The organism is Chryseobacterium tructae (assembly GCF_030409875.1).
Taxonomy (GTDB): Bacteria; Bacteroidota; Bacteroidia; order Flavobacteriales; family Weeksellaceae; genus Chryseobacterium; species Chryseobacterium tructae.
On the sequence record NZ_JAUFQR010000001.1, the window covers coordinates 4,356,362 to 4,379,157 of the forward strand.

The 22,796-nt window shown below is 35.9% G+C and carries 18 protein-coding genes, 3 tRNA genes and 2 pseudogenes; 4 read left to right on the forward strand and 19 right to left on the reverse strand.

Annotated features, from left to right (window positions below):
• Nucleotides 1-4: 4 nt before the first annotated feature.
• From QWZ06_RS21590 to QWZ06_RS21620, 7 genes and pseudogenes are all read right to left on the reverse strand, one after another.
• Complete coding sequence (locus QWZ06_RS21590; RefSeq protein WP_290301061.1) at nt 5-262, reverse strand: hypothetical protein; 258 nt, start codon at nt 260-262, stop codon at nt 5-7.
• Between the two features lie 13 nt (nt 263-275).
• The gene (locus QWZ06_RS21595) at nt 276-1,259 is read right to left on the reverse strand and encodes a T9SS type A sorting domain-containing protein (protein ID WP_290301062.1); all 984 of its coding nucleotides are present in this window, start codon (nt 1,257-1,259) and stop codon (nt 276-278) included.
• A gap of 191 nt (nt 1,260-1,450) precedes the next feature.
• A complete protein-coding gene (locus QWZ06_RS21600) occupies nt 1,451-1,897 on the reverse strand; it encodes a hypothetical protein (RefSeq protein WP_290301063.1) in 447 nt (148 codons plus the stop codon).
• A 277-nt stretch (nt 1,898-2,174) separates the two neighbouring features.
• Nucleotides 2,175-3,623: a TolC family protein gene (locus QWZ06_RS21605; protein WP_290301064.1), complete on the reverse strand. Its 1,449-nt coding sequence runs from the start codon at nt 3,621-3,623 to the stop codon at nt 2,175-2,177.
• Nucleotides 3,604-6,791: pseudogene (locus QWZ06_RS21610) on the reverse strand (efflux RND transporter permease subunit). Before QWZ06_RS21610 ends, QWZ06_RS21605 begins: the two are co-directional and overlap by 20 nt.
• A 21-nt stretch (nt 6,792-6,812) precedes the next feature.
• Nucleotides 6,813-7,895, reverse strand: a complete 1,083-nt coding sequence (locus QWZ06_RS21615; protein ID WP_290301398.1) for an efflux RND transporter periplasmic adaptor subunit — start codon at nt 7,893-7,895, stop codon at nt 6,813-6,815.
• Between the two features lie 149 nt (nt 7,896-8,044).
• The gene (locus tag QWZ06_RS21620) at nt 8,045-8,437 is read right to left on the reverse strand and encodes a hypothetical protein (RefSeq protein WP_290301065.1); all 393 of its coding nucleotides are present in this window, start codon (nt 8,435-8,437) and stop codon (nt 8,045-8,047) included.
• Nucleotides 8,438-9,049: 612 nt separating this feature from the next.
• Here QWZ06_RS21620 and QWZ06_RS21625 point away from each other — a divergent pair.
• Both QWZ06_RS21625 and QWZ06_RS21630 read left to right on the forward strand, forming a co-directional pair.
• On the forward strand, nt 9,050-9,442 hold the full coding sequence (locus tag QWZ06_RS21625) for a hypothetical protein (RefSeq protein ID WP_290301066.1): 393 nt from the start codon (nt 9,050-9,052) through the stop codon (nt 9,440-9,442).
• Between the two features lie 36 nt (nt 9,443-9,478).
• Complete coding sequence (locus QWZ06_RS21630) at nt 9,479-9,910, forward strand: META domain-containing protein (protein WP_290301067.1); 432 nt, start codon at nt 9,479-9,481, stop codon at nt 9,908-9,910.
• A 56-nt stretch (nt 9,911-9,966) separates the two neighbouring features.
• Here the strand turns inward: QWZ06_RS21630 and QWZ06_RS21635 are convergent, their stop codons facing one another.
• From QWZ06_RS21635 to QWZ06_RS21675, 9 genes and pseudogenes are all read right to left on the reverse strand, one after another.
• Nucleotides 9,967-10,224 carry a SemiSWEET transporter gene (locus QWZ06_RS21635; protein ID WP_290301068.1) on the reverse strand — a complete coding sequence of 86 codons (258 nt, stop codon included), beginning with the start codon at nt 10,222-10,224 and terminating at the stop codon, nt 9,967-9,969.
• A gap of 37 nt (nt 10,225-10,261) precedes the next feature.
• Nucleotides 10,262-11,296 carry an NAD(P)/FAD-dependent oxidoreductase gene (locus QWZ06_RS21640; protein ID WP_290301069.1) on the reverse strand — a complete coding sequence of 345 codons (1,035 nt, stop codon included), beginning with the start codon at nt 11,294-11,296 and terminating at the stop codon, nt 10,262-10,264.
• 140 nt (nt 11,297-11,436) lie between these two features.
• Nucleotides 11,437-12,375, reverse strand: coding sequence for a type IX secretion system ring subunit PorN/GldN (porN, locus tag QWZ06_RS21645; protein ID WP_290301070.1), 939 nt, complete (start codon nt 12,373-12,375; stop codon nt 11,437-11,439).
• 20 nt (nt 12,376-12,395) lie between these two features.
• The gene (gene porM / locus QWZ06_RS21650; protein ID WP_290301071.1) at nt 12,396-13,988 is read right to left on the reverse strand and encodes a type IX secretion system motor protein PorM/GldM; all 1,593 of its coding nucleotides are present in this window, start codon (nt 13,986-13,988) and stop codon (nt 12,396-12,398) included.
• A gap of 53 nt (nt 13,989-14,041) precedes the next feature.
• A pseudogene (porL, locus tag QWZ06_RS21655) lies at nt 14,042-14,733 on the reverse strand (type IX secretion system motor protein PorL/GldL).
• 59 nt (nt 14,734-14,792) lie between these two features.
• Nucleotides 14,793-16,214 carry a T9SS ring complex lipoprotein PorK/GldK gene (gene porK / locus QWZ06_RS21660; RefSeq protein WP_290301072.1) on the reverse strand — a complete coding sequence of 474 codons (1,422 nt, stop codon included), beginning with the start codon at nt 16,212-16,214 and terminating at the stop codon, nt 14,793-14,795.
• Between the two features lie 108 nt (nt 16,215-16,322).
• The gene (glmS, locus tag QWZ06_RS21665; RefSeq protein WP_290301073.1) at nt 16,323-18,176 is read right to left on the reverse strand and encodes a glutamine--fructose-6-phosphate transaminase (isomerizing); all 1,854 of its coding nucleotides are present in this window, start codon (nt 18,174-18,176) and stop codon (nt 16,323-16,325) included.
• Between the two features lie 28 nt (nt 18,177-18,204).
• Nucleotides 18,205-19,842 carry a DUF4270 family protein gene (locus QWZ06_RS21670; protein WP_290301074.1) on the reverse strand — a complete coding sequence of 546 codons (1,638 nt, stop codon included), beginning with the start codon at nt 19,840-19,842 and terminating at the stop codon, nt 18,205-18,207.
• Between the two features lie 14 nt (nt 19,843-19,856).
• Nucleotides 19,857-20,627: a glycogen/starch synthase gene (locus QWZ06_RS21675; protein ID WP_089738608.1), complete on the reverse strand. Its 771-nt coding sequence runs from the start codon at nt 20,625-20,627 to the stop codon at nt 19,857-19,859.
• Nucleotides 20,628-20,798: 171 nt separating this feature from the next.
• Here QWZ06_RS21675 and panC point away from each other — a divergent pair, with 171 nt between their 5' ends.
• Nucleotides 20,799-21,647, forward strand: coding sequence for a pantoate--beta-alanine ligase (gene panC, locus QWZ06_RS21680; protein ID WP_290301075.1), 849 nt, complete (start codon nt 20,799-20,801; stop codon nt 21,645-21,647).
• Nucleotides 21,648-21,833: 186 nt separating this feature from the next.
• On the opposite strand, the gene QWZ06_RS21685 is transcribed toward panC, so the two are convergent.
• From QWZ06_RS21685 to QWZ06_RS21695, 3 genes are all read right to left on the reverse strand, one after another.
• A tRNA-Lys gene (locus QWZ06_RS21685) sits at nt 21,834-21,906 on the reverse strand.
• 59 nt (nt 21,907-21,965) lie between these two features.
• Nucleotides 21,966-22,048: transfer RNA gene (locus tag QWZ06_RS21690), tRNA-Leu, on the reverse strand.
• A 35-nt stretch (nt 22,049-22,083) separates the two neighbouring features.
• Nucleotides 22,084-22,156 (reverse strand) — tRNA-Lys (locus QWZ06_RS21695).
• 116 nt (nt 22,157-22,272) lie between these two features.
• On the opposite strand from QWZ06_RS21695, the gene QWZ06_RS21700 reads away from it, so the two are divergent.
• Complete coding sequence (locus QWZ06_RS21700; protein WP_290301076.1) at nt 22,273-22,788, forward strand: shikimate kinase; 516 nt, start codon at nt 22,273-22,275, stop codon at nt 22,786-22,788.
• The last annotated feature ends 8 nt before the right edge of the window (nt 22,789-22,796 follow it).

A 22,796-nucleotide genomic window follows, 5' to 3' on the forward strand; every position in this document is an offset into this window, starting at 1 on the left:
TCATCTACTTTATTCCATTGGAAAAGTAATTGAGCTTAATAGGAAGGCTGATGTTTTTGGTTTGAAAACTTGTTATTGGAATATCTACATTGGCATTTCCCGTAAACAGGCTGACAGGAATATTTCCAAAAGCACCTAATTTATAAGACTCCGATGAGGGGGGGATAATATTGGGAAGTGTAGACTGTTTACTTCCTGTAGTTTGCGCCACTGCAGTACCCAAGGATAAGCAGAAAAACAAACTGGTTATATTCTTTTTCATGATTAATGTTTTTTTATTTTTTGATCAGCTTTGCACTCGCTGTTTTATTATTATCCGTTTTTATCGTCACCAGATAAGCTCCCTGTACCAAGGCTTGGGTATTTATCTTAGTCACTCTGTTCTTTGTTTTGAAGTTCTGAAGCTGTCTTCCGCTCATATCATACAGCATAATATCAGCTTCCTTAAAGTCAAAGCCAATTTCTACATACGCGTAATCGGATACAGGATTCGGGTAAATTTTAATGTCATATTTTTCAATCAGATCATTGACCTGCTTATCACCCAGCTTTACAATTTTCCAGTTTTCTTTCCCTAATTCTTTTCCACTGGTTCCGGCTAAAATGATAGAACCATCTCTGTTCAGTTTCAGATCTGAAAGTCTTTCTTCTTTCTGTCTGGATTCTCCACTCACATGTTTTCGCCATTGTTCGTTTCCGTTTCCATCCAGATACAGCATCCAGAAGGTCTCATCATCTTTTTCTATTCTTCCTTCTGCCTGGGTATAACCGCCTAAAAGAATTCCTTTTGAGGATTTGTCATCCGCTGAATGAATCACACTCATTCCCATCAGGATATCACGGTTTTTGAAGTTGTAGGACTTTTGCCATTGTTCATCCCCTCTTTCATTAAGAGCAATCAGCCATAGGTCTGTTCCTTCTTCAATCCCTACCGTTTTGTTTCCTGATCTTTCGGATCTGGATTCACCACCAATGATGTAGCCATTTGAAGTTAAAGCCAAAGTTCTGATATGATCGTCTGCTTTACCCCCAAAGTTCTTTTCCCATTCTACTTTTCCGCTTTTATCCAGTTTAACGATCCAATAGTCGCCTTCACCGAAATTTTCTGTGGATTTTGCGTTGCGGGCTGTGGGGGTTGTGGTGCGAGGTTCGGGATTTGGGGTGGTTTCACGAGGTTGATCTCCAGATCTCGGATCCCGAACCTCGGAACTTCTTGAATAAATCCCCAGGAGAGCTCCACCATCTTTCGTCGGAATCATTTTCTCAACTTCGTCTAAATCTTTTCCGCCTAATACAAGTTGGGAGAGTTCTTTTCCATCTTTGTCTAGTCTGATGATCCAGACATCTTTAGAACCGTACCCTTTGGAAGAATTTTGTACATTTCCGGCAACGAAAAATCCTAAATCTGTACTCTGAATGACTGCTTTGGCTTCTTCATCGGAAGAAGTTCCTAATGTTTCTGCCAGATTTCATCGCCAAATTCATTGATTCGGATCAGCCAGATATCGGATCCACCTTTGGAATCCTCTTTCTTATCCAGTCCTTTTCCTGAATAAGAGGTTCCCGCTAAGAGAAATCCTCCGTCCTGAGTGCTGACAGTAGCTGATAAGTAATCATGATTATTTCCTGAGAAAAACTTTTCCCAGGCTTCTTCTCCTTGTTGGTTCAGTTTAACCAGATGGAAATCGTATCCGTTATTCTGTTTACTTCCCGAAGTCTGTTGTTTATCGCTTTGGATAGAGCTTCCTGTAATAAGATACTGCTGATCGATAGTGGTAGTGACCTGGCTTAGAAAATCCTGAGTAGAGGATTGGATATCTTTCTGCCAGAGAATATTCTGAGCAGACACGCCCAGAACTGTGCATAAGGTTAATGCACTGAGATAAATCTTTTTCATTCCCGTGTTTGTTTTTGAGTTTAATGATTAGTTTTTAAATTGCCGCAAATTTAACTTTTTTTAGTTCACACAAATCATACTGAAGTGACTTAATTTAAAATATTTACAAAAATAGAAATGTTTTATTATATTCTATATCCTTCATTAATCCTACAAATCTACTACAGTGTTGCGACAGAGTATGTCGTATTATTTACCACATAATAAAAAAAGGGCCAACTCCGAAGAGCCGACCCTCAAAACATTAACTGTTTATTGATTGAATTATGATGTTTTTTTATTTCCAGCCACCACCTAAACTTTTATAGATGTCTACAACTGTACTCAGCTGCTTTTGTTTTGCTTCTATCAATTCCATTTTAGCATCCAGCGCATCTCTTTGGTTCAAAAGAACTTCAAGATAATCTGCTCTTGAGTTTCTGAATAATTGGTTGGCGATATCAATAGATTGATCCAAAGCCTTAGTTTCCTGGGATTTCAATTGATAATACTGATCTATATTTTTAACTTTTGACATCAGATTAGCCACATCCAGATAAGCATTTAAAATGGTTTTATCATATTCATATAATGCTTGAATCTGTTTAGCATCTGCAGTCTGAAAGTTAGCTTTAATGGCACTTTTATTAATAAGTGGCCCCGCTAACTCTCCTACTAGATTATAAGCAATAGACTCAGGCATTTTCACCAAATAAGAAGGTTTGAACGCTTCTAATCCTAATGTAGCAGAAATTTCCAATGATGGATAAAATTCTTTTCTTGCTGCTTCTACATCTAATTTTGAAGCCTTTAATTCTAATTCCGCCTGCTTGATATCAGGACGATTAGCCAGCAATTGTGACGGAATTCCCGTATACACCGTCGGCGGAATGGTTGACATAAAATTCTCCTTTGTTCTGACAATCGGTTGCGGATACCTTCCCAACAGAGCATTGATTTCGTTCTCTTTTTCAGTAATTTGCTGACGGATGGTGTATTCTGAAGCTTTGGACTTAGCCAATTCTGCTTCAAATTTTTTCACCGCCAGTTCCGTTGCTGCCGCTGCTTCTTTCTGAATCTTGGAAATTTCCAACGCTCTTTGCTGAAGTTTGATATATTGCTGTATAATATCCAATTGATTATCTAAAGCCAATAATTCATAGTAACTATCCGCGACTTCTTCAATAAGATTAGACAGAACAAAATTTTTCCCTTCTACTGTAGAAAGATAATGAGCCACAGCTGATTCTTTTTCTGTTCTCAGCTTTTTCCAGATATCAATTTCCCAGCTCGCATTTAAGCCTGCTTCAAAATTGCCTAATGGATCAGGAATAGGCTTTCCTGGTTCCATTTCTGTGCTTGCATCTCCGGCTCCTTCACTCGTATAACGGCCTGCTTTTTTTAATCCGGCTCCTATTCCTGCAGAAACAGTAGGTGTTAATCTCCCTTTTTTAGCTAAAACCCCACTTTTAGCAATTTCAATTTCCTGAAGAGTAATCATGAGCTCCTGATTGTTTTTTAAAGCAGTTTCAATAAGCGTCACTAAATTAGGATCTGTAAAAAACTGTCTCCAAGGTGTTGTTCCACTATTGTTATTAGCATCCTGCTGCTCTTCCTGATTGAAGTTTTGAGGGATATTTGTTTTTACCTCGTCTTTTATGACGGTCGCCATTGGCGCCTTACAACTTGCAAGAACAAGCGATAAGGCAATGGCTGTTATTATATTTTTAGTCTTCAAATTTTCCATCGTGTTCGTAAGGTTCAGTTTGTTCTGTTAAAGGATTTTCTTCTTCATATCTCGCCAATCTGGATTTTTCTGCAATGGTTCCGAAGATATAATACAATCCTGGAATAATCATCAATCCAAAGATGGTTCCTATCAGCATCCCCCCTGCCGCAGCAGTTCCAATGGTACGGTTTCCAATCGCTCCAGGTCCTGTTGCAATTACCAACGGGATCAACCCCGCAATAAAAGCAAATGAGGTCATTAAGATCGGTCGGAAACGGATTGCAGCCCCTTCAATGGCTGCTTTGCCACCGGAATGCCTTCTTCAGCTTTCTTCTGTACAGCAAATTCCACAATCAATACAGCATTCTTACCTAAAAGCCCGATAAGCATTACCATAGCTACCTGAGCATAGATATTATTTTCCAATCCTAACAATTTTAAACATAAAAAGGCTCCAAAAATACCTGTAGGAAGGGATAAGATAACTGGTAACGGAAGAATAAAACTTTCATATTGTGCTGAAAGAATCAGGTATACAAATCCAAGACATACCAAGAAAATAAATACGGCTTCATTTCCACGGCTTACTTCATCTTTGGAAATCCCTGCCCAATCGATCCCGAAACCTCTCGGAAGGGTCTTATCCGCAACCTCCTGAATCGCTTTAATAGCTTGTCCACTACTGTATCCCGGTGCCGGAGTTCCACTTACTTCTGCAGAATTGTACATATTATGTCTTGTAATTTCAGACAGTCCATATACTTTTTCAAGATGCATAAAGTCTGAATAAGGTACCATCTGATCCTTATCATTCTTCACATACAGCTTTAAAAGATCTGTTGGTAACGCACGATATTGCGGCCCTGCCTGAACAATAACCTTATATGGTCTGTCAAAACGAATAAAACTGGTTTCATAGTTTGAACCGATAAGTGTTGACAGGTTATCCATAGCTTTTGCAATTGTGACTCCTTTCTGCTCTGCAAGGTCGTTATCCACACGAAGCATATATTGAGGAAACTCGCAGAATAGAACGTAAATGCAGATCCCAATTCCGGACGTTTCTTCAGTTCCTTTACAAAGTCATTACTCACCTTCTCCATTTTATGATAATCACCACTTCCCGCTTTATCCAGCAAACGAAGTTCAAAACCTCCGGCAGCTCCATAGCCAGGAATAGATGGCGGCTGGAAAAATTCAATATTAGCTCCCGGAATATTTTTAGCCTTTTCTTCAAGCTTTTCAATGATTTCTGCAGCAGATTCTTTACGTTCTTCCCAACTTTTAAGATTGATAAGACAGGTTCCTGAGTTGGATCCGGTACCTTCTGTTAAAATCTCATATCCTGCTAATGAAGAAACAGATTTTACACCATCCACATCTTCAGATTCTTTCAACAATTCCCTGGCAATCTGATTGGTTCTTTCCAAGGTAGATCCCGGAGGAGTCTGTATAATCGCATAAATCATCCCTTGATCTTCTGCTGGAATAAATCCTGTAGGAAGAGAATTACTCAGGAAGAATGTACAGGCACAAACGCCAATAATAACGGCAACGTGATTCCTTTCTTGGTAACAGTCTTCTTCAGCATTCCTTCATACTTCCCGGCTCCTTTTGTAAAAAGGTTATTGAATTTATCAAGGAAAGCAGTAATCAGAGTTTTCTTTTTAGCTTTCCCGTGGTTATTTTTTAGGATTAAAGCACATAATGCAGGGGTCAAAGTCAAAGCCACTACTCCCGATAAGATAATGGATGAAGCCATGGTAATCGAAAACTGACGATAAAATACCCCAACCGGCCCTGACATAAATGCAATCGGAATGAATACGGATGCCATTACCAAAGTAATTGCGATAATCGCTCCACTAATTTCGTGCATTGCTTCTTCTGTAGCTTTTAAAGGAGATAGGTTTTTCTCCTCCATTTTGGCGTGCACTGCTTCAATTACCACAATGGCATCATCGACTACAACCCCGATTGCCATTACCAAGGCAAAGAGCGAGATCATATTCAGCGTAATTCCAAATGCAGACATTACAGCAAAGGTTCCTACCAGTGAGACCGGAACAGCTAATGCAGGAATCAAGGTTGAACGCCAATCACCAAGGAAAAGGAATACCACAATAGCTACCAATATAAAAGCCTCAAATAAAGTGTGAATTACTTTTTCCATAGAAGCATCCAGGAATCTGGAAACGTCATAACTGATATCATAATGCATTCCTTTAGGAAAATTATTTTTTTCCAGATCTGCCATTAAAGCTTTTACGTTTTTGATAACGTCACTGGCATTAGAGCCATAAGACTGTTTTACCGTAATCGCTGCAGAAGGTTTCCCATTTAATGTGGAATAAATATCATACATCGAGCTTCCGAATTCAATATCAGCAACATCTTTTAACCTGATGGATTCACCATCGGGTTTTGCCCTTAAGATGATGTTTCCATAATCCTTTTCATTATTAAAACGCCCTGGATATTTTAATACATATTCAAATGATTGCGAGCGTTTTCCCGAACTTTCCCCTGTTTTCCCAGGAGAAGCTTCCAAACTTTGTTCGTTCAGTGATTCCATCACTTCATCTGCTGAAATGTTATAAGCTGTTAACCTATCCGGCTTAAGCCAAATACGCATTGCATATTCACGGGTACCCAAATATCGGCAAAACCTACACCACTTACCCTTCTCAATTCAGACATTACGTTAATATCTGCATAATTGAAAAGGAATTTCTGATCAGCTTTAGGATCATCACTGTACAGGTTAATATACATCAACATGTTAGGTTCTTCACGGGTAATTTTCACCCCTTCACGAACTACCAAAGGGGGTAATTTATTTACAACGGAGGATACACGGTTTTGAACGTTTACTGCTGCAACGTTGGGATCTGTCCCCAGATCAAATACGATCTGAATGGAAGCTTCCCCATCATTTCCGGCATCTGAGGTCATATATTTCATACCCGGTACCCCATTCAATCCTCTTTCTAGAGGGATAACAACAGATTTAATCAATAATTCGTTGTTGGCTCCGGGATATTCTGCGGTAATATTTACTTTAGGGGGAGAAATAGAGGGAAACTGTGTCACCGGAAGCTTTACCAATGACAGAATCCCCATAAACACAATAATCAATGAGATTACAATAGACAGAACGGGTCTGCGGATGAATTTCTTAAACATACTTCTTCACTTTAGAGACCACTACTCTGCTTTTAATTTCAATGACTGAAGAACCTTTTTAGGATCCTGGAATTTTGTTTTTACTTTTTGGTCATCCTTCACTTTCTGAACGCCTTCCAAAAGAATCTGATCGCCCTTTGAAATTCCTGAGCTCACTACATAAAGATCCGGAAGTTCATAGGCTATTTTAATATTTTTAGATTTTGCCGTCCCGTTTTTATCAATAACGAATACATATTTCTGATCCTGAATTTCATAAGTAGCTTTCTGAGGAATAATAAGAGCATTGTGTACCGGCATTGTCATTTGTACTTTCCCGGTTTCCCCGTTTCTCAGAAGTTTATCTGGATTGGGAAACTTGGCTCGAAACGCAATATTTCCGGTTTCATTATCAAATTCCCCTTCAATAGTCTGAATTTCCCCTTTTTGCGTATACATTTCTCCATTGGCAGTAATCAAAGAAACCTGATTACTTCCTCTGTCTGCAGCATGAGTCTGATAGCTGAGATATTCCGGCTCAGAGACATTGAAATAAGTATAAATACTTGTATTATCTGATAAAGAAGTTAACAAATCTCCTTCATCCACAAGACTTCCTAATTTCAAAGGAATTCTGTTGATAATCCCTGAAAACGGAGCTTTAATATCCGTAAAAGACAGGTGAATTTGTGCCAGTTTCATTTCTGCGTTGGCTGCATCAAGTTTAGCTTTAGCCATTGCTTTTTCATTTTTGGATACAATATTATTTCCCGCTAAAGTGCTTGCATTTTTCAATTCAATAGAAGCTTGTTCTACTTCTGCTTTTGCTTTTAATAATTCTGCCTGATACAGCTTAGGCATAATACGGAACAGGGTTTGTCCTGCTTGTACATACTGGCCTTCATCTACAAAAATTTTCTCAAGGAATCCTTTTTCCTGAGCTCTCACTTCAATATTCTTTACAGATTGAATCTGAGCTACATATTCCTTATTAATCACAGTATCCATTACTACCGGTGATGTTACCGGGTAAGTGGTTACTTCTTCTTTCTCCTCCTTTTTGTTATTGCAGCTTACGGCCAGTAAAAGAACGCTAAGCGCAATACCTGAGGTAACTCTTATCATCATAATTCTAGAGTTTTATAAATCGTTAATGTTTTGAATAGAAATAAATGGTAATAGAGAGATATTACGTTGTGATGATTACCAACATACACAGCGCAAAGCTTTCCCACCTGAAATCAGGCAGAAGATCAATAGAAAGAAATGAATTTTTAAATTCTAATAGAACGAATCAGAATAAACTTTTTAGCAGTGAGCCCAAATATTAAACCGTGAATATCCGGTCTAAACTGCTTCTTGCTTTTGAGTCCAAAAATATAGACAAGACTGAAAATCCCTGCAAAAACAATAATAGTCTGAAATATATCAGAAAGCTGGAAATCATTTTCGGCAAGTTCTAAAATAGAATTATCATCTATGGTATCGGAGGTCATCTGCTGAATAGATAGCTTTTCATAAGTCTGGTTCAGTCGATTCGCTCTTTTAGGGAGATGATGAGAAACATGACCGGAATAGTCATTTCGAAGTGTTTTAACATTGAGCTTGCTTTCTACTACAAAGAGCAGAAATAGACCCGTTAAAAAAAATACTATAAAGTTTCTCATTTTGAAGTGGCAAATGTACACTTAGATTATCATATCTTCATAATAGATTAACAAAATTTAACTCTCCTTTAAATTACCTGAATTAACAATCTCACTGAATACGGAATGCCATGAAAAACAAATATTTATAAAGCAACAAGTTCCTTATTACGATCACAATATCTCTAACTTCTACATTTCTCAATAGGTTCATGTCCCGTTTTTCGACATTTTATTTCGAACATTCTTATTATTTAAAGAAAACATCAACCTAAAAAACTAAACTTTATCATGATTTCAAATTATTAGGATAAGCTTATTGTTATTCTCTAAATTTTGAATTATTTTTGCCGAAAATTTACACAACAAATGAACAAAGAAAAAACGCCTTCTATTCTACTGACTATAAATCGGTTAAAAAAAACATCAAAATTCCCTCAACCACAAATTTCTTATTTTAAATAATCTGTTTTTCGTTTCACTGAAGAATATTTTAAAAAGCTGGAAAAAACCCACGCAATTAAAATACAATGTTAGTTTATGTAAAATTAACATATAATTATCAGAAATATTTGTATTTTTATATAATATTAACACCATAATTCATGAAACACTTTAAAATCACTTATCACTATGAAAAAATTATTTACATCCCTCCTTTTCGGACTAGCAATTCTTTCCTCAACAGCATGTAAGCATCCCGGAAAAGAGGCTGAAACTATTACCGCTTCTACTCCTGAAAATACAGATGACATTTCTAAAGAGGTGTACGTTGACAGCTATGGAGAAAAAATAGAAGTCACTATAAATCGTACCAAAAATACGGCAACGATTCATTTAAACGGTAAAACTTATGACCTTAAAAAAAGCGATGCTTTACCAGACTATACGGCCTCCAATGAAGAGTATCAATACTCTGAAATTAAAGGCAATATCACTTTTTTAAAGAAGAATGTAGACATGGTGCTTTTCCATCTTAAACAGGCAAAAAAAGAATCAGGCCCGGCAAAAATGGCATCGTATTAGCATATATACAAACAGTAAAATTAAAATTTAAAATTTATGAAAAGCTTGTATTACTATTTATCCGCTCTTTTTCTAACTGTATTTCTAGTTTCTTGCCAGACACAGACCGCACAGAAATCAACAACAGATATTACAGGAAAAACTTGGAAATTAACGGAGCTTAATGGTCAGCCAATCAAGTTAAAAAATCAAAAAAACAATCCTTACTTCAAACTTGATATGAACGGGATGAGATATGAAGGTCATGCAGGATGCAATGGATTAGGTGGTACTTTTGAAATCAAACAGGATGTTATGAGAATCAAATTTAACCAAGGAATGTCTACTATGATGGCTTGTGAAGATCTTGATATCGAAAATCAGTTTACAAAGGCAATTCTTGCAGCTGATAACTATTCTGTTAACGGAAACACGTTAACTTTAAACAAAGCAAGAATGGCTCCTTTAGCGAAGTTCGTTCTTGAATAAGAAAGACAATAATTAGATTTAATATAAAAAGACGTCCTTGTATGGGGACGTCTTTTTTACTTTTTGTTGTATATCATATAACAAATTAAAAGGCTGATATTCACCAAAACGGCAAATGAATTTGATAAAATAATAGGAAGTTCATCTTTTACAAAACCATACCATACCCATAAAGACAACCCTGAAATAAGCACCAAAAGCATAAGCAAAGAAATGTCTTCCACATTTTTCTCCCGTATTACTTTTATAAGCTGTGGAATCATAGATACTGAAGTGAGTACACCTGCAATGATTCCTAATAGATTTTCATTCATGAACTAAGCACTTTAAGATTACAATTCTGATAAATAATTATTTGAATCTATTCAATGAAACTTCTTCATGTAATGGAATGCCTTCCTCAATAAAACGGAATAAATCTCTTGCAAAGTAGCATCCATTCAAAATTCCTCTTGCTCCCAGTCCATTGAAGACATACAAATTATGATGGGTTTCATGCCTTCCAATGATAGGTCTACGATCTTTCACTGTTGGCCTGAAACCAAAATTAACTTCCTTCACTTCAAAGTCATAAGGATAGACTTCTGACAACCCATTGACAAGCTGATTAACCGCCGATTCATCAATATGTAGATGAAGCTGCTCGCGATCATATGTTCCTCCATAAAAATAAAGACCATTATCTGTTGGGAAAAGAAAATGTTTCTTTTTAATGGTTATATCTTTCGGGATTGGCTGAGAGAGTTCAACTTTTATATGATGTCCCTTATTGGGGTTCACTGCAATTTCTGAAAAGTAAGGATTATCTTTCACTCCCATTCCTTCACAGAAAATAATATTTTTAAAATTAAAATCTTTATAAGAAGATTCTGATGGCTTCAATTTAGCATATTCAAATTTTTCACTGATAAGAAAACCATTTTTTTCAAAATACCTAAATAAACCTGTGAAAAATCCATTAACATTTAGTCTGGTAGACTGATTCACCTTTCCGGTGAGAAAGTCGTTTTTTACCACATTTAAAGACTCAAAATTTTCTTCTAAAAAGTTCCTTAATTCTTCATTTTTAGATTTCTTAAGCCATAGCTTCTGCTCATTTTCATCGTGAAAAATTCTGTGAATAGGTGCATTAATCAGATAATTCTCCCCGGTATATGTCTCTATTTCCTTCAGACTGCTCTTCAGAAAATCAATTTGCTCCTGAGCTTTCCAGAAGGTGGTAAACTTTTTAAGTACAACAGGGTTAATAATACCTGCCGAAACTTGTGAAGCGCTTTTCCTTCCCTCAGAAAAAATCACGAAAGATTTGTTGTTCTTCACCAGTTGATGTGCTAAAAAAAGCCCGGCATATCCGTCTCCTACAATAATATAATCTACATTTTTCATATGAGCAATTTCATTTATTTAAAGGTCATATGCAATCGCCTATATCATTGATTATTGATTAGCAATAAACAAAGGGCGATTTCATAATAAAAAAAACCTGAGTAAAAATACTCAGGTTTTGTATAAATATCAAGTGAAATTTAGTAATTCCACATATCATTTTCCATTTCTAGAATTTGCGCCTTAATTCTGTCGCTTTCTTCTAACTGATCATCAGCATCTTTAGGGATATAGTCTTTAATAGTTCCATCACCTAAACCAGCTGAAGATTTGTAGATTACAGAAGAGAATCTTCTTGCATTGATAATATCATCAAAGGATAAATCTGCAGAAGAATTTTTTCTATTGTAAACATAATTGTTTGCTAAAACATCTCTTGCATTCGGATAGAAAATCCAGAATAGGTCGATAAGATCATCATTGCTGGCAATTGGTTTACCATCTGGACCTATTACTCCTTGTACTGCAGGGTCTGGACCCATTGCAGCAATACCAAGAGGTCTGTATTTCATTTGCCCGTCTCTTTTATCTACGAACCACATTCCCATAATTTTAAGCACTTTTACTTTTTCAGTAGTCGTCTTAAATACATCGGTATATTCTTTTTTCTCCTGTTCAGTTAATTGTCTTCCAGAGTTTAGAATATCGATTGCAGCATCGTTAATTCTAACATTCTCCAATCTTTTTTGAATTCCTTCCGGTGAAAGCTTTAAAGTAAAGTTTTCATCGTCATACACCTGCTCAATTTTACCACTTAAAGCTGCATCTAACAATAATTGGTATAGTGATCTTGTAGGGGTAGAAAGAAGACCATCTGGATTATCATAATAAAATGGTTGATTGATCTTATCATTCATATCGATGATTTCCCAAACAAACATACTCTTAAGGATGTCTTTATCTTCTACAAATCCATATTCAAGAGGCTTTACTGTTTTATCAATAATAGTATCACCAACTTTTTGTTTGTTCTCCGCTCTCATCTGTCTAAACTCTTCTGGTGAAGAAGCGTTCAGAATAGTCTGGGAAAATGCAAATCCCGAGACTAATACTAAAAGGGTGCTAATATATTTTTTCATAATAAATTACAATTTTAGTCCTATTGAACATTAATAATTATAGGAGTAATGTTTTTAATCTGTTGACCTTCCAGTCCTTGAGCTGTTGCTTTAATATCGAATACAGATACTACATCTCCTGTTCTCAGATTTTTCATCAATCCTGCAGCTTCACTTAATGTACTTCCGTGGATCAATAATGCTGCTCTACCAGGTACTCTTACCATGAATTGTGTTACGGTAAACGAAACAGGGAAGTCAAAGTCAGGAATAGCTGCCTGTACAGATTGATTCGGGATAGAAGTTGCCGGCATCGACAATACATTCTGTCCTCTCATCTGACCTTGCGGTGGCGGAACATTCTTAATTCTATATTCAAATACCTGAGATACAGATTTCCCGTGAGGGTCTACTCCAGATAATGTCAATTTAACGGTAGTACCTGTTGAAGGTTTTACAATCCATTTACCAGGGCCTGTATTTCTTACAGAAGCTCCCGGAGCTGATAATGAAAGTTTAGAATTATCTGCACCTAAGATAGATCCTGATACAGGGTTCTCAAGTCCTCTATACATTACATTCATTTTATCAGCAGAAAGTAATAATCCTTTTTCAAGTTTTACTTCTCTTGGTCCTGCAATTACATTATAAGTATGCGTCCATGGGAAAGATTGTGGCTTTCCAGAAGCATCTGTTAATGTGATTGTTCCAGACAATTTATGTTCTCCGATACCAGCTCCTGAAATAGGAATGATACCTTTACCATTTTCTTGCTTGCTTACTCCAGAGATACTGATCTTATTACTGTTAGAATAAGTACCTAACATTACTTTTACTTCAGCTTGTTTACCCGATTGAATATCTGTAGGTCCAGAAACAATTGGTTCATAGCTTGTAAATTTGATACTTGCATCTACTTTTTCCTGAAGCATTAATGCTAATGCATCAGATTGTACATTTCTGGCATCATTTTGGATAATTTCCAAATTAGATATCGCAGCAATTAATGGCTGATGATAAAATTTATTTTGAAACCAAGTTTTCTCATTCGGAGATTTTCCTTTCGGATATTCCGCAATAAGAGATTTGTTAGCTCTATCTACTAAGTCTTTAAGCTGTTCATTATTACCAAAAGTTTTATTGATGTAATCTCTTACGTCATCAATTTTTGCTTTTAGGTCTAATGCATTTTTTGATGGAGAATTTTCGTCTCCTTCTTTAAAGAAATATTCCGTGGTAGCTTCGTTGTTGTTTAGTGCAGCGAAGTTTTCACTTACATCAATATCTTTTCCAGTTTTAGGATCCTTATCATGAAACTCAGATTGTTTCTTTAACAGATCTTTGATTTCCTGAGCATGTTTTACTAATCCATCAATCTTAGTTTTCAATGTTTTGTATTGTTGCCAAGGCTGTGCATAAGTATCTGGAACCTGTTGTGCTTTAGCTTCCAGTGTTTTTTCGAAAATCTTTTCGTTTTTATTTTCCGTTAAACGTCTTGTTTCGTTTAAGGCTGTAGTTGAGTCATAATATGACCTGATGATTTCTGCATCGATGTTTAGGGCCATCATCGCGATGAACACCAGATACATTAGGTTGATCATCTTCTGACGAGGGGTCTGTTTTCCTTGTGCCATTCTCTTTTCTTTGTTTTTTGATTAAATAGTTTAAGTTCAGAAATGGTTAGGAATTAAGACTTCATAGCAGTTAACATACCACCATAAACTCTATTTAAATTATTAAGATTAGAAGTTAAACCTTGAAGCTCTTGATTGAATTTTTCAGAATGTTCAACAGATTTCTGCATGTCAGAAACATATTTAGTAGCAAATTCTGCTTGTTTCTTACCGCTTTCCAACTGCATAGCATATAATGCATTCATACTTTCCATATGCTGAGCAGCCTTGTTCAACTGATCATTATATTTATGAGTAGAAGCAGAAACGTCAACAGTTTGGTTAATTTGATCTACAGAACTTGAAAACTTGTCAATTCCAGTTCTTAGTCTTTCAAATAATTGAACATCTAATCTTGCATCTTCAAGCATTTTATCCAATTTAGTAGAAAGAGAATTTTCTAATTCTGCAAAATGGTTACCTGTATTTCTAGTAGTTACATTTGAGTGTAATGGGTTTGGGTTTGCATGTTTATCTAATAATTCAGGATAAACATTTTCCCAAGCATAAGACTCTTCAGTTTTTGGAGGGTCGAAAGCGAAGATAATAAAGATAATCGCTTCTGTAATAAGCCCTACAGTAAGCGCTATATTACCATTAATTGGTCCCAGGGTTATGTGAGTAATTTAAGCCAAGCTCCAAGAATTACAATTGCAGCACCGAATGAATAGAAGAAATTCATCCAAGCATCTTTAGTCTTAAACATATTGAGTTAGTTTTTTTAATGTTAAATAAAATTGTATTGAAAAATAATTGTTTTGATGATTATCTGTTAACTCTTCTTGGCTTAACAGCTGCTTCAGGAATATCCTGTACAGTTCTAAATCCGATATAGCTTCTTGCTGAATCTTTTCTTTCCCAATCTCTTGCCCCCGTCATTAGTGCATATCCTATATCTTTCCAAGATCCACCTCTTACAGATTTTTTAGTATCCTTTTTATCTTTAGTAGAAGGATTTAATGTAGAAGAGAATCCATAAGATGAGTTGTTATAAGCAGATTCTGTCCATTCAGAAACGTTTCCAGCCATATCAAATAACCCAAATCCATTTTTCTTAAATTTCTTAACTGGAGCTGTATATGTATAAGTACCTTTTTTCTCGTCTTCCATATAATTACCTCTCTTAGGTTTGAAGTTTGCTAAGTAGCAACCTCTGTCATCCATTAAATATGGACCACCCCAAGGGTAAGTGGCATTTTGCATACCTCCTCTTGCAGCATATTCCCATTCGATCTCTGTTGGAAGACGGAACTGCAATGGTCTTTGTTTTTTTCTTTTTAAACTTTCGTTATAGTCAGTTTTCAATTTAGATCTAAAGTTACAATAAGCTCTCGCCTGATCCCAGGTAACTCCCACTACAGGATAGTTTTTGTAAGCTTTGTGCCAAAAATACTGTTCAAATAATGGCTCATTGTAAGCAAAGTGGAAATCTTTTACCCAAACCGTAGTATCGGGATAAATCGCGATACTTTGGCTTTTCAGGTAATTGGCTCCTCTTTCGTTATCTGCAAGTGCAGCATCCATATCGCCCCAACGGTACGTATATTTCAGTTTACTTACATCTAAAATTCTTTCGTTTCCAATTCTTGAAGAAGCAGGCAGATACAAAGATTCCAGAACTTCTGCGTATTCTACATCCGGGTATTTTGAAGTACTCCAGTGCAAAGGAATTTTCCAGTCTAATCTTTTGCTTGCGTCATAGGTTCCGTCTTCACGGCCCCCCTGACCTTCCATATATTCTTGATAAGGGGTTAAATTTTCTTCTTTTTTAGCAAGGTATGCATAATCTCCTATGCTTGCCCCTCTACGACCACCTTCGTCGCCACCTTCTCCGGCAGCTTCAGCGAGTAGAGTTCTTGCGATAGAATCTCTTACATAGTTGATAAATACCCTGTATTCTGAGTTGGTAGTTTCTGCTTCATCCATGAAGAAAGAAGAAACAGTAACTGTTTTCAATGATGCTTTTTCAGGCGTATTTGTTGGATCCTGGTCTGCTAAACCAGCAACAAATGAACCTGCAGGAATTGCAACCATTCCGTATGGTCTTTCCGCAACAAATGATTTAGTTTTTTCTCTTGGTATCAATTCACCTTTTGTTCCTGGCTTCCCTACAGAAGAGCTGCCACCACCTGAACAAGATACCGATGCTACCGACGCAGACAATAATAAAAGAAATATCCTTTTCATGTTAATTTTTATAATTAAGCCGTAAATATATAATTTTTTTAAGAAACTTTTAAGATTTTTTTTGAAATAACGGAAGAAATCTAAATTTATTTTATTTACAACTAATTTTTATTCCACAGTTACAGATTTCGCCAGATTTCGAGGCTGATCTACGTTTGCTCCTCTATATACTGCAATATAATAAGCAAGTAACTGTAAAGGTACTGATGCTACAATTGGAGAGAAACATTCTGAGGTTTCAGGGATTTCAATAACATAGTCTGCCATTTCGCTAACCTGACGGTCACCTTTATTCACAACTGCTATTACTTTCCCTTTTCTTGCTTTAATTTCTTGAACATTACTTACAATCTTATCATAGTGCCCTTTTTTAGGTGCTATAATAACTATTGGCATATTCTCATCAATCAAAGCGATTGGTCCATGTTTCATTTCTGCAGCCGGATATCCTTCTGCATGGATGTATGAAATTTCTTTTAATTTCAAGGCTCCTTCTAGGGCAGCAGGATAATTGTATCCTCTTCCTAAATAAAGGAAATTTGTAGCTTTTACAAAATCCTTTGCAATATTTTGAGTCAGCTCATGAGTAGCACTCAATACTTCTTCAATCTTCTTAGGAATAGCATCAAGCTCAGCAATTAAGCTCATAAATTCAGCATTTCCTAGGTTTCCGTTATGCTTTCCTAGTTTAAATGCAATCAAGGTAAGAATTGTAAGCTGTGCTGTAAACGCCTTTGTAGAAGCCACCCCAATTTCAGGCCCTGCATGGGTGTATGAACCTGCATCTGTAATTCTCGCAATAGATGAGTCTACTACATTACAGATACCATATATAAATGCCCCTTTTTCTTTTGCCAATTTTAAAGCAGCCATTGTATCCGCTGTTTCTCCTGATTGAGAAATAGCAATTACAACATCTTTATCAGTAATAATAGGGTTTCTGTATCTAAATTCTGAGGCGTATTCTACTTCTACCGGAATTCTTGCGTATTCTTCAATAAGATACTCTCCGATAAGACCAGCATGCCATGAAGTACCACAAGCAATAATGATAATTCTATTAGCATTTTTGAACTTTTCTACATGATCCCAGATTCCTGCCATTTTGATTACCCCCTCATCTACAAGAAGTCTTCCTCTCATAGTATCGTGAATAGATTTAGGCTGTTCAAAGATTTCTTTCAGCATGAAATGCTCATAGCCTCCTTTTTCAATCTGTTCTAAGCTTAATTTAAGCTCTTGAATTTCAGGCTCAATTTTAGAGTTATCATTGATTGTTCTGATATCTACTCCTGTTTCTAGGGAAATAGTAGCCATATGACCTTCCTCAAGGTAGATCGCTTCTTTTGTAAATTCCACAAATGGAGATGCATCAGACGCAATGAAATATTCTTTTTCACCGATTCCAATTGCCAATGGAGAACCTAATCTTCCTACCACCAATACTCCAGGGTGATCTTCATGAAGCACTGTAATCGCATATGCTCCATACACTTCATTTAAAGCATATCTCACAGCTGTAGGAAAATCAATCTCCGGATTAAGATCCATAAAATATTGAATAAGATTTACCAATACTTCTGTATCTGTTTCTGATTTGAAAGTAAATCCTTTTTCGGTAAGCATTGTTTTAATAGTATCATAATTTTCAATGATTCCATTATGTACAAGTGCTATTTTTCCATTATTTGACAAATGTGGGTGTGAATTTCTGTCACTTGGAACCCCATGAGTAGCCCAACGGGTGTGCCCCATACCAATATTGGCAGTTCCTTTTAATTGTTCCGAAATATTCACCAAATCCTCTACTTTACCTTTTGTTTTTTCAACTTCAAACTTATTGTTTGGACCTTCTAAAACAATCCCGGCACTATCATACCCTCTGTATTCCAATCTTCTAAGACCATTAATTACGATCTCATAAGCATCCTGGAAACCTGTATATCCTACTATTCCGCACATATTTATTTTATCTTGTGTTTATTGTGTTTTATTTATTGTTTGCTGTTGAATAAGTAACTCTCAGCCTAATTCTCTTATCACTTTTATCTGATCCAATCATCACTATTCTGTTCATATCAATAGCTCTGGTTGTAAATCTTGGTCCATAAGCAGCTCCTTTAGAATCTCTCAGGAATGATCCTGCATTAATTAACAATGGATCATTTGAAGCAAATGTTTTTTGAGTTTGACCTGTAACAGTCTTACCTTCAACAATGTCTTTAAGGGTTTGCGTTACTACAAAATCATAGTATTCAGATGAAGTTACGTGATAATATATTGGGAATCCTTTACTCGTATCTGCAGAGAAACTCCATTTTGAGTAATCGATTGTATTATCTGCTTTATAAGTGAATGGAGTAAGTATAAACTTGCGGTCAGCATCTATAGCATGAGGCTTAGTCCATGTTTTATCTTTATCCATATACACTCTGATTGTAGCTCCTACAATACCAGCTTTATTTTCAGCGAATCGTTTTTTCAGCTCATCAATGGTATTATCAGAAATTTTAACTCCTACAGAAGGTCCACCCATTCCTTGAAGATAAAGCAGCTTATCACCATCAGTTTTGTTGACACTTGCTAACGCTGAAGAAACAGCAGTATTACTTCTGTCATATTCATACTGCCCGATATGAGCATTTAAACTCCCCAGATTAAATTTAACTGTGGTCTGTGGTCTTGTCACTTTACCATTATCCGTTAAATCATATTTGTAATACATGATAAGTTCCATATCATTAGCTGAAATCGGGAAAAGATAACCGTCTGTATTTTCAACTGAAAGTCTGATTCCTTTAAAATATCTTGTAAAGTTAGCAGCATCCTGAAGTTCTGGTTTTCCTTTTTTATCTACAATACGAGTCTGGAAAAAATCTTTATCTAGTGGTATTCTGAATCCTAGGTTTCCTGAAAACACATTTGAATTATCAGATTTTTTGGTAACTGTTACTGTACTTACATTTCCATCAAAATTAGCTGAACCCAACAACGCCCCTGTATTTACATTTACATTGGAACGTGTGAAAACATTTATATTATTGATATCCAAAAAGGTAGTAACTTCCTGTACATTAATTTTCATTGATTTAACAACCTTACCATACTTACGAATTGGATATGATTTTTTCTCTATTGAAACGGGTACTTTTTCCCCATTGATCATGAAATCATTATTATCGTAAGCACCAGGTGCTTTTAGTGAATCTGCAATATAATATGTATTATTTGCTGTATTTGCTGGTGTTCTTAAAACTAAAACTACTGAATCCACCTGTGGTTTTGGACCGCTAAAGTCGAAGTTATCCACTGGCATTCTCAATTGCGTAATATAAGAAGCTCTCTGCATTCCGAACTGCCCTTCATTAAAGGCTCCTAAAACAGCGGCAAGAGTTGATCCTGCATCAGTAACTTCACTTACCAATCTTGAAGCATCACTTCTGATAGAGTCATTATTACTGATATTATAAGCTACAACATCATATAGGGTTTCTGTACCTACTGCTGCATCTTTATCAAAGAGTTGCTGACCAAGGGAATCCGGATCCGGTTCACAGTTATAAAGTATTGCACTTCCGAAAACCGCCAATAAAAGCATGGCGAATGTCCTTTTAAGAGTATGAGTCATTAAAAATGTGTTTTTTAATAAAGTTGATTTATAGAATCTACGTCAAGATACTCCGACTTTTGAGTCGCTGTTTCATTGAAAGCCTTATCAAGGTCTTCATCCAGGAATTCATCTCCTTTTACAACAGTATCTACATAGTTCATACTTTCGATAACGAAACTTTTGATCGTCGGGTTATCTAACGCTTTTAGTCCTGAAATATTATCAAACTTCAGCTTTTCATCGATCTTTTTATCAAGTTCAGCTTCTTTCTCATTGTATAAAGAAAGAACAATTTTTGCGTCCTTGAAGTAAGTGTCTGATTCGTAATAAGTTTTAAGATAAATTGGAACAAAAGAAGACATCCATCCATTCAAATGAATAACATCCGGAACCCAGTTCAGTTTCTTGATGGTTTCAATGACTCCTCTTGCAAAGAAAATAGCTCTTTCGTCATTATCGTCGAAAGGAGTTCCCTCATCATCGAAATAATATTGCTTTCTTTTGAAGTATTCTTCATTGTCAATAAAGTAAACCTGAAGTCTTTCCCCCGGAAGAGACGCTACTTTAATGATAAGTGGCTGATCCAGGTCATTGATAATAATATTCATCCCTGAAAGACGGATCACCTCATGAAGTTGGAATTTTCTCTCACTGATTTGTCCAAATCTTGGCATAAAAACTCTTACATCATTGCCTTCATTGTGCATCTTAAGCGCCATTTTGTTTACCACAGCGGCCATATTTGTATCTTCCTGGTACGGATACATCTCTGTAGTAATGTACAGTATTTTTTGATTCGGCATAAACTTTCTATCTAATTTTTGTAAAAATGCTTTAATGTGCAAAATTACAAAAAAACATCCAACATTATTTTAATTAACATTTTTTTACGAAAATTCCCTTTCCCAAATTGGTAAAAACACATTTTATTATATGATATTTTTAGTATTTTTGAATAAGTATTAAAATAAACTATGGAAGTTATCAAAAACAGGAAAACCCTTCAGGATTTCATTGAAAGACAGAAAGAAATGGGAAAAAGAATTGGCTTTGCCCCTACAATGGGAGCTCTGCACCAAGGACATCTTTCCCTGTACGAAGAAGCAAAAAAGGAGAATGACCTTGTTATTTCTTCAATTTTTGTAAACCCAACCCAATTTAACAATCCTGAAGATCTTGAAAAATATCCTAGAGACGTCAATAGAGATATTCTGATTCTGGAAAAATCCGGACTTGTAGATGCTGTTTATATTCCGGAAGTAGCTGACATTTATCCTGAAAAAGCAGAAAGCCAACACTATGATTTTGAAGGATTAGAAAATGAAATGGAGGGTAAATCGAGACCCGGACATTTTGATGGTGTAGGAACTGTAGTAGAAGAGTTATTCAGACAAGTACAGCCCGACAATGCTTATTTTGGGGAAAAAGATTTTCAACAATTGGCAATTATCAGGAAAATGGTTGATAAAAAACATCTTTCTGTTAAAATAAAAGGAGTTCCTATCTACAGAGCAGATAACGGATTGGCATTAAGTTCAAGAAACCAAAGACTGCATGAAGACAGGAAAGAAGCTTCGAAAATCATTTATGAAACCTTAAATAAAGTAAACGACTGGTTCAGAACGGTAAGTATCCCTGAAATCAAAGAGAGAGTAACCGATATTTTTGACAACCAACAAGGGATGCAGTTAGAATATTTTCTGATTGCGGATGAAAACACTCTACAGGAAACTGATTTTTTCTATAAAGACAGAAATTTCAGAGCTTTTATCGTAGTGGTTGTGGACGGAGTGAGATTAATTGATAATATACACCTTGACTAGTATTTACTTTATAAATATGATGTCTTAAAAATATGCCCTGATCTATATGGTCAGGGTTTTTATTTCAATCACCATTTAAAGTAATTAGGTCTTAATATAAAAAATCAAAGGCCTCCGGAAGGAAGCCTTTGAAACACCAAATCACAAAATATTAATATGAAAAAAATTTACTTTTCAGTAAACTTGTGACCCGGCTGGGATTCGAACCCAGGACCCATACATTAAAAGTGTATTGCTCTACCAGCTGAGCTACCGAGTCGGCCACAATTAGGAATAAATATAAAAAAATATTCTTAATTATAAAATTTTTCTTTGCAGTGCCTGCGACTGGACTCGAACCAGCACATCCTTAGGAAACCACCCCCTCAAGATGGCGTGTCTACCAATTTCACCACGCAGGCAATAAAATTACAAATTTAGTAATCTTTATTGCTAGTGACCCGGCTGGGATTCGAACCCAGGACCCATACATTAAAAGTGTATTGCTCTACCAGCTGAGCTACCGAGTCGGCCACTTATTATAACAAGTTTTCATTTAAGTAATGTCCCTTGTTTTAAGTGGTGCAAAGATATAACTTTTTTCTTTATCTCAAAACTTTTTCGCAAATTTGTTTAAAAAAAATTCATGATAATTTCACTAATTGGATACATGGGCAGTGGCAAATCTCACATTTCCAAAATATTAAGCGACAAAATAGATTTTAAACTCATTGATCTTGATAAAGAGATCACCAGGAAAAATAAATTAACCATTCCTGAAATTTTTGAAAAAAATGGAGAAATTTATTTTAGAAAGCTAGAAAGAGAAGCTCTTGAAGAAATATTAGCTTCTGAAGAGAATGTTGTACTAAGCCTTGGAGGCGGAACTCCTGTTTACTATAATAATATGGAAATCATTAACCATAATTCCAGAAGTTTTTTCTTAAGAACTTCTGTGGGAACATTGGTTGAGAGACTTTCTAAACAAAAAGAAAAAAGACCTTTAATTGCTAATATCTCCGATGAGGATCTCCCTGAATTCATTGCCAAGCATCTATTTGAAAGAAATCAGTTTTATAGTAAAGCTCAATTTACTGTGGGTACTGACGCCAGAGAACCTGAGGATATTGTCAAAGAAATAATAGAAAAGCTCTATCTCTAGAGCTTTTC

What these genes read in the sequence shown, in the direction of transcription:
- QWZ06_RS21590 (WP_290301061.1), bottom strand. Translation starts at nt 262, where the DNA reads ATGAAAAAGAATATAACCAGTTTGTTTTTCTGCTTATCCTTGGGTACT.
- QWZ06_RS21595 (WP_290301062.1), bottom strand. Translation starts at nt 1,259, where the DNA reads ATGATTCCGACGAAAGATGGTGGAGCTCTCCTGGGGATTTATTCAAGA.
- QWZ06_RS21600 (WP_290301063.1), bottom strand. Translation starts at nt 1,897, where the DNA reads ATGAAAAAGATTTATCTCAGTGCATTAACCTTATGCACAGTTCTGGGC.
- QWZ06_RS21605 (WP_290301064.1), bottom strand. Translation starts at nt 3,623, where the DNA reads ATGGAAAATTTGAAGACTAAAAATATAATAACAGCCATTGCCTTATCG.
- QWZ06_RS21615 (WP_290301398.1), bottom strand. Translation starts at nt 7,895, where the DNA reads ATGATAAGAGTTACCTCAGGTATTGCGCTTAGCGTTCTTTTACTGGCC.
- QWZ06_RS21620 (WP_290301065.1), bottom strand. Translation starts at nt 8,437, where the DNA reads ATGAGAAACTTTATAGTATTTTTTTTAACGGGTCTATTTCTGCTCTTT.
- QWZ06_RS21625 (WP_290301066.1), top strand. Translation starts at nt 9,050, where the DNA reads ATGAAAAAATTATTTACATCCCTCCTTTTCGGACTAGCAATTCTTTCC.
- QWZ06_RS21630 (WP_290301067.1), top strand. Translation starts at nt 9,479, where the DNA reads ATGAAAAGCTTGTATTACTATTTATCCGCTCTTTTTCTAACTGTATTT.
- QWZ06_RS21635 (WP_290301068.1), bottom strand. Translation starts at nt 10,224, where the DNA reads ATGAATGAAAATCTATTAGGAATCATTGCAGGTGTACTCACTTCAGTA.
- QWZ06_RS21640 (WP_290301069.1), bottom strand. Translation starts at nt 11,296, where the DNA reads ATGAAAAATGTAGATTATATTATTGTAGGAGACGGATATGCCGGGCTT.
- porN (WP_290301070.1), bottom strand. Translation starts at nt 12,375, where the DNA reads ATGAAAAAATATATTAGCACCCTTTTAGTATTAGTCTCGGGATTTGCA.
- porM (WP_290301071.1), bottom strand. Translation starts at nt 13,988, where the DNA reads ATGGCACAAGGAAAACAGACCCCTCGTCAGAAGATGATCAACCTAATG.
- porK (WP_290301072.1), bottom strand. Translation starts at nt 16,214, where the DNA reads ATGAAAAGGATATTTCTTTTATTATTGTCTGCGTCGGTAGCATCGGTA.
- glmS (WP_290301073.1), bottom strand. Translation starts at nt 18,176, where the DNA reads ATGTGCGGAATAGTAGGATATACAGGTTTCCAGGATGCTTATGAGATC.
- QWZ06_RS21670 (WP_290301074.1), bottom strand. Translation starts at nt 19,842, where the DNA reads ATGACTCATACTCTTAAAAGGACATTCGCCATGCTTTTATTGGCGGTT.
- QWZ06_RS21675 (WP_089738608.1), bottom strand. Translation starts at nt 20,627, where the DNA reads ATGCCGAATCAAAAAATACTGTACATTACTACAGAGATGTATCCGTAC.
- panC (WP_290301075.1), top strand. Translation starts at nt 20,799, where the DNA reads ATGGAAGTTATCAAAAACAGGAAAACCCTTCAGGATTTCATTGAAAGA.
- QWZ06_RS21700 (WP_290301076.1), top strand. Translation starts at nt 22,273, where the DNA reads ATGATAATTTCACTAATTGGATACATGGGCAGTGGCAAATCTCACATT.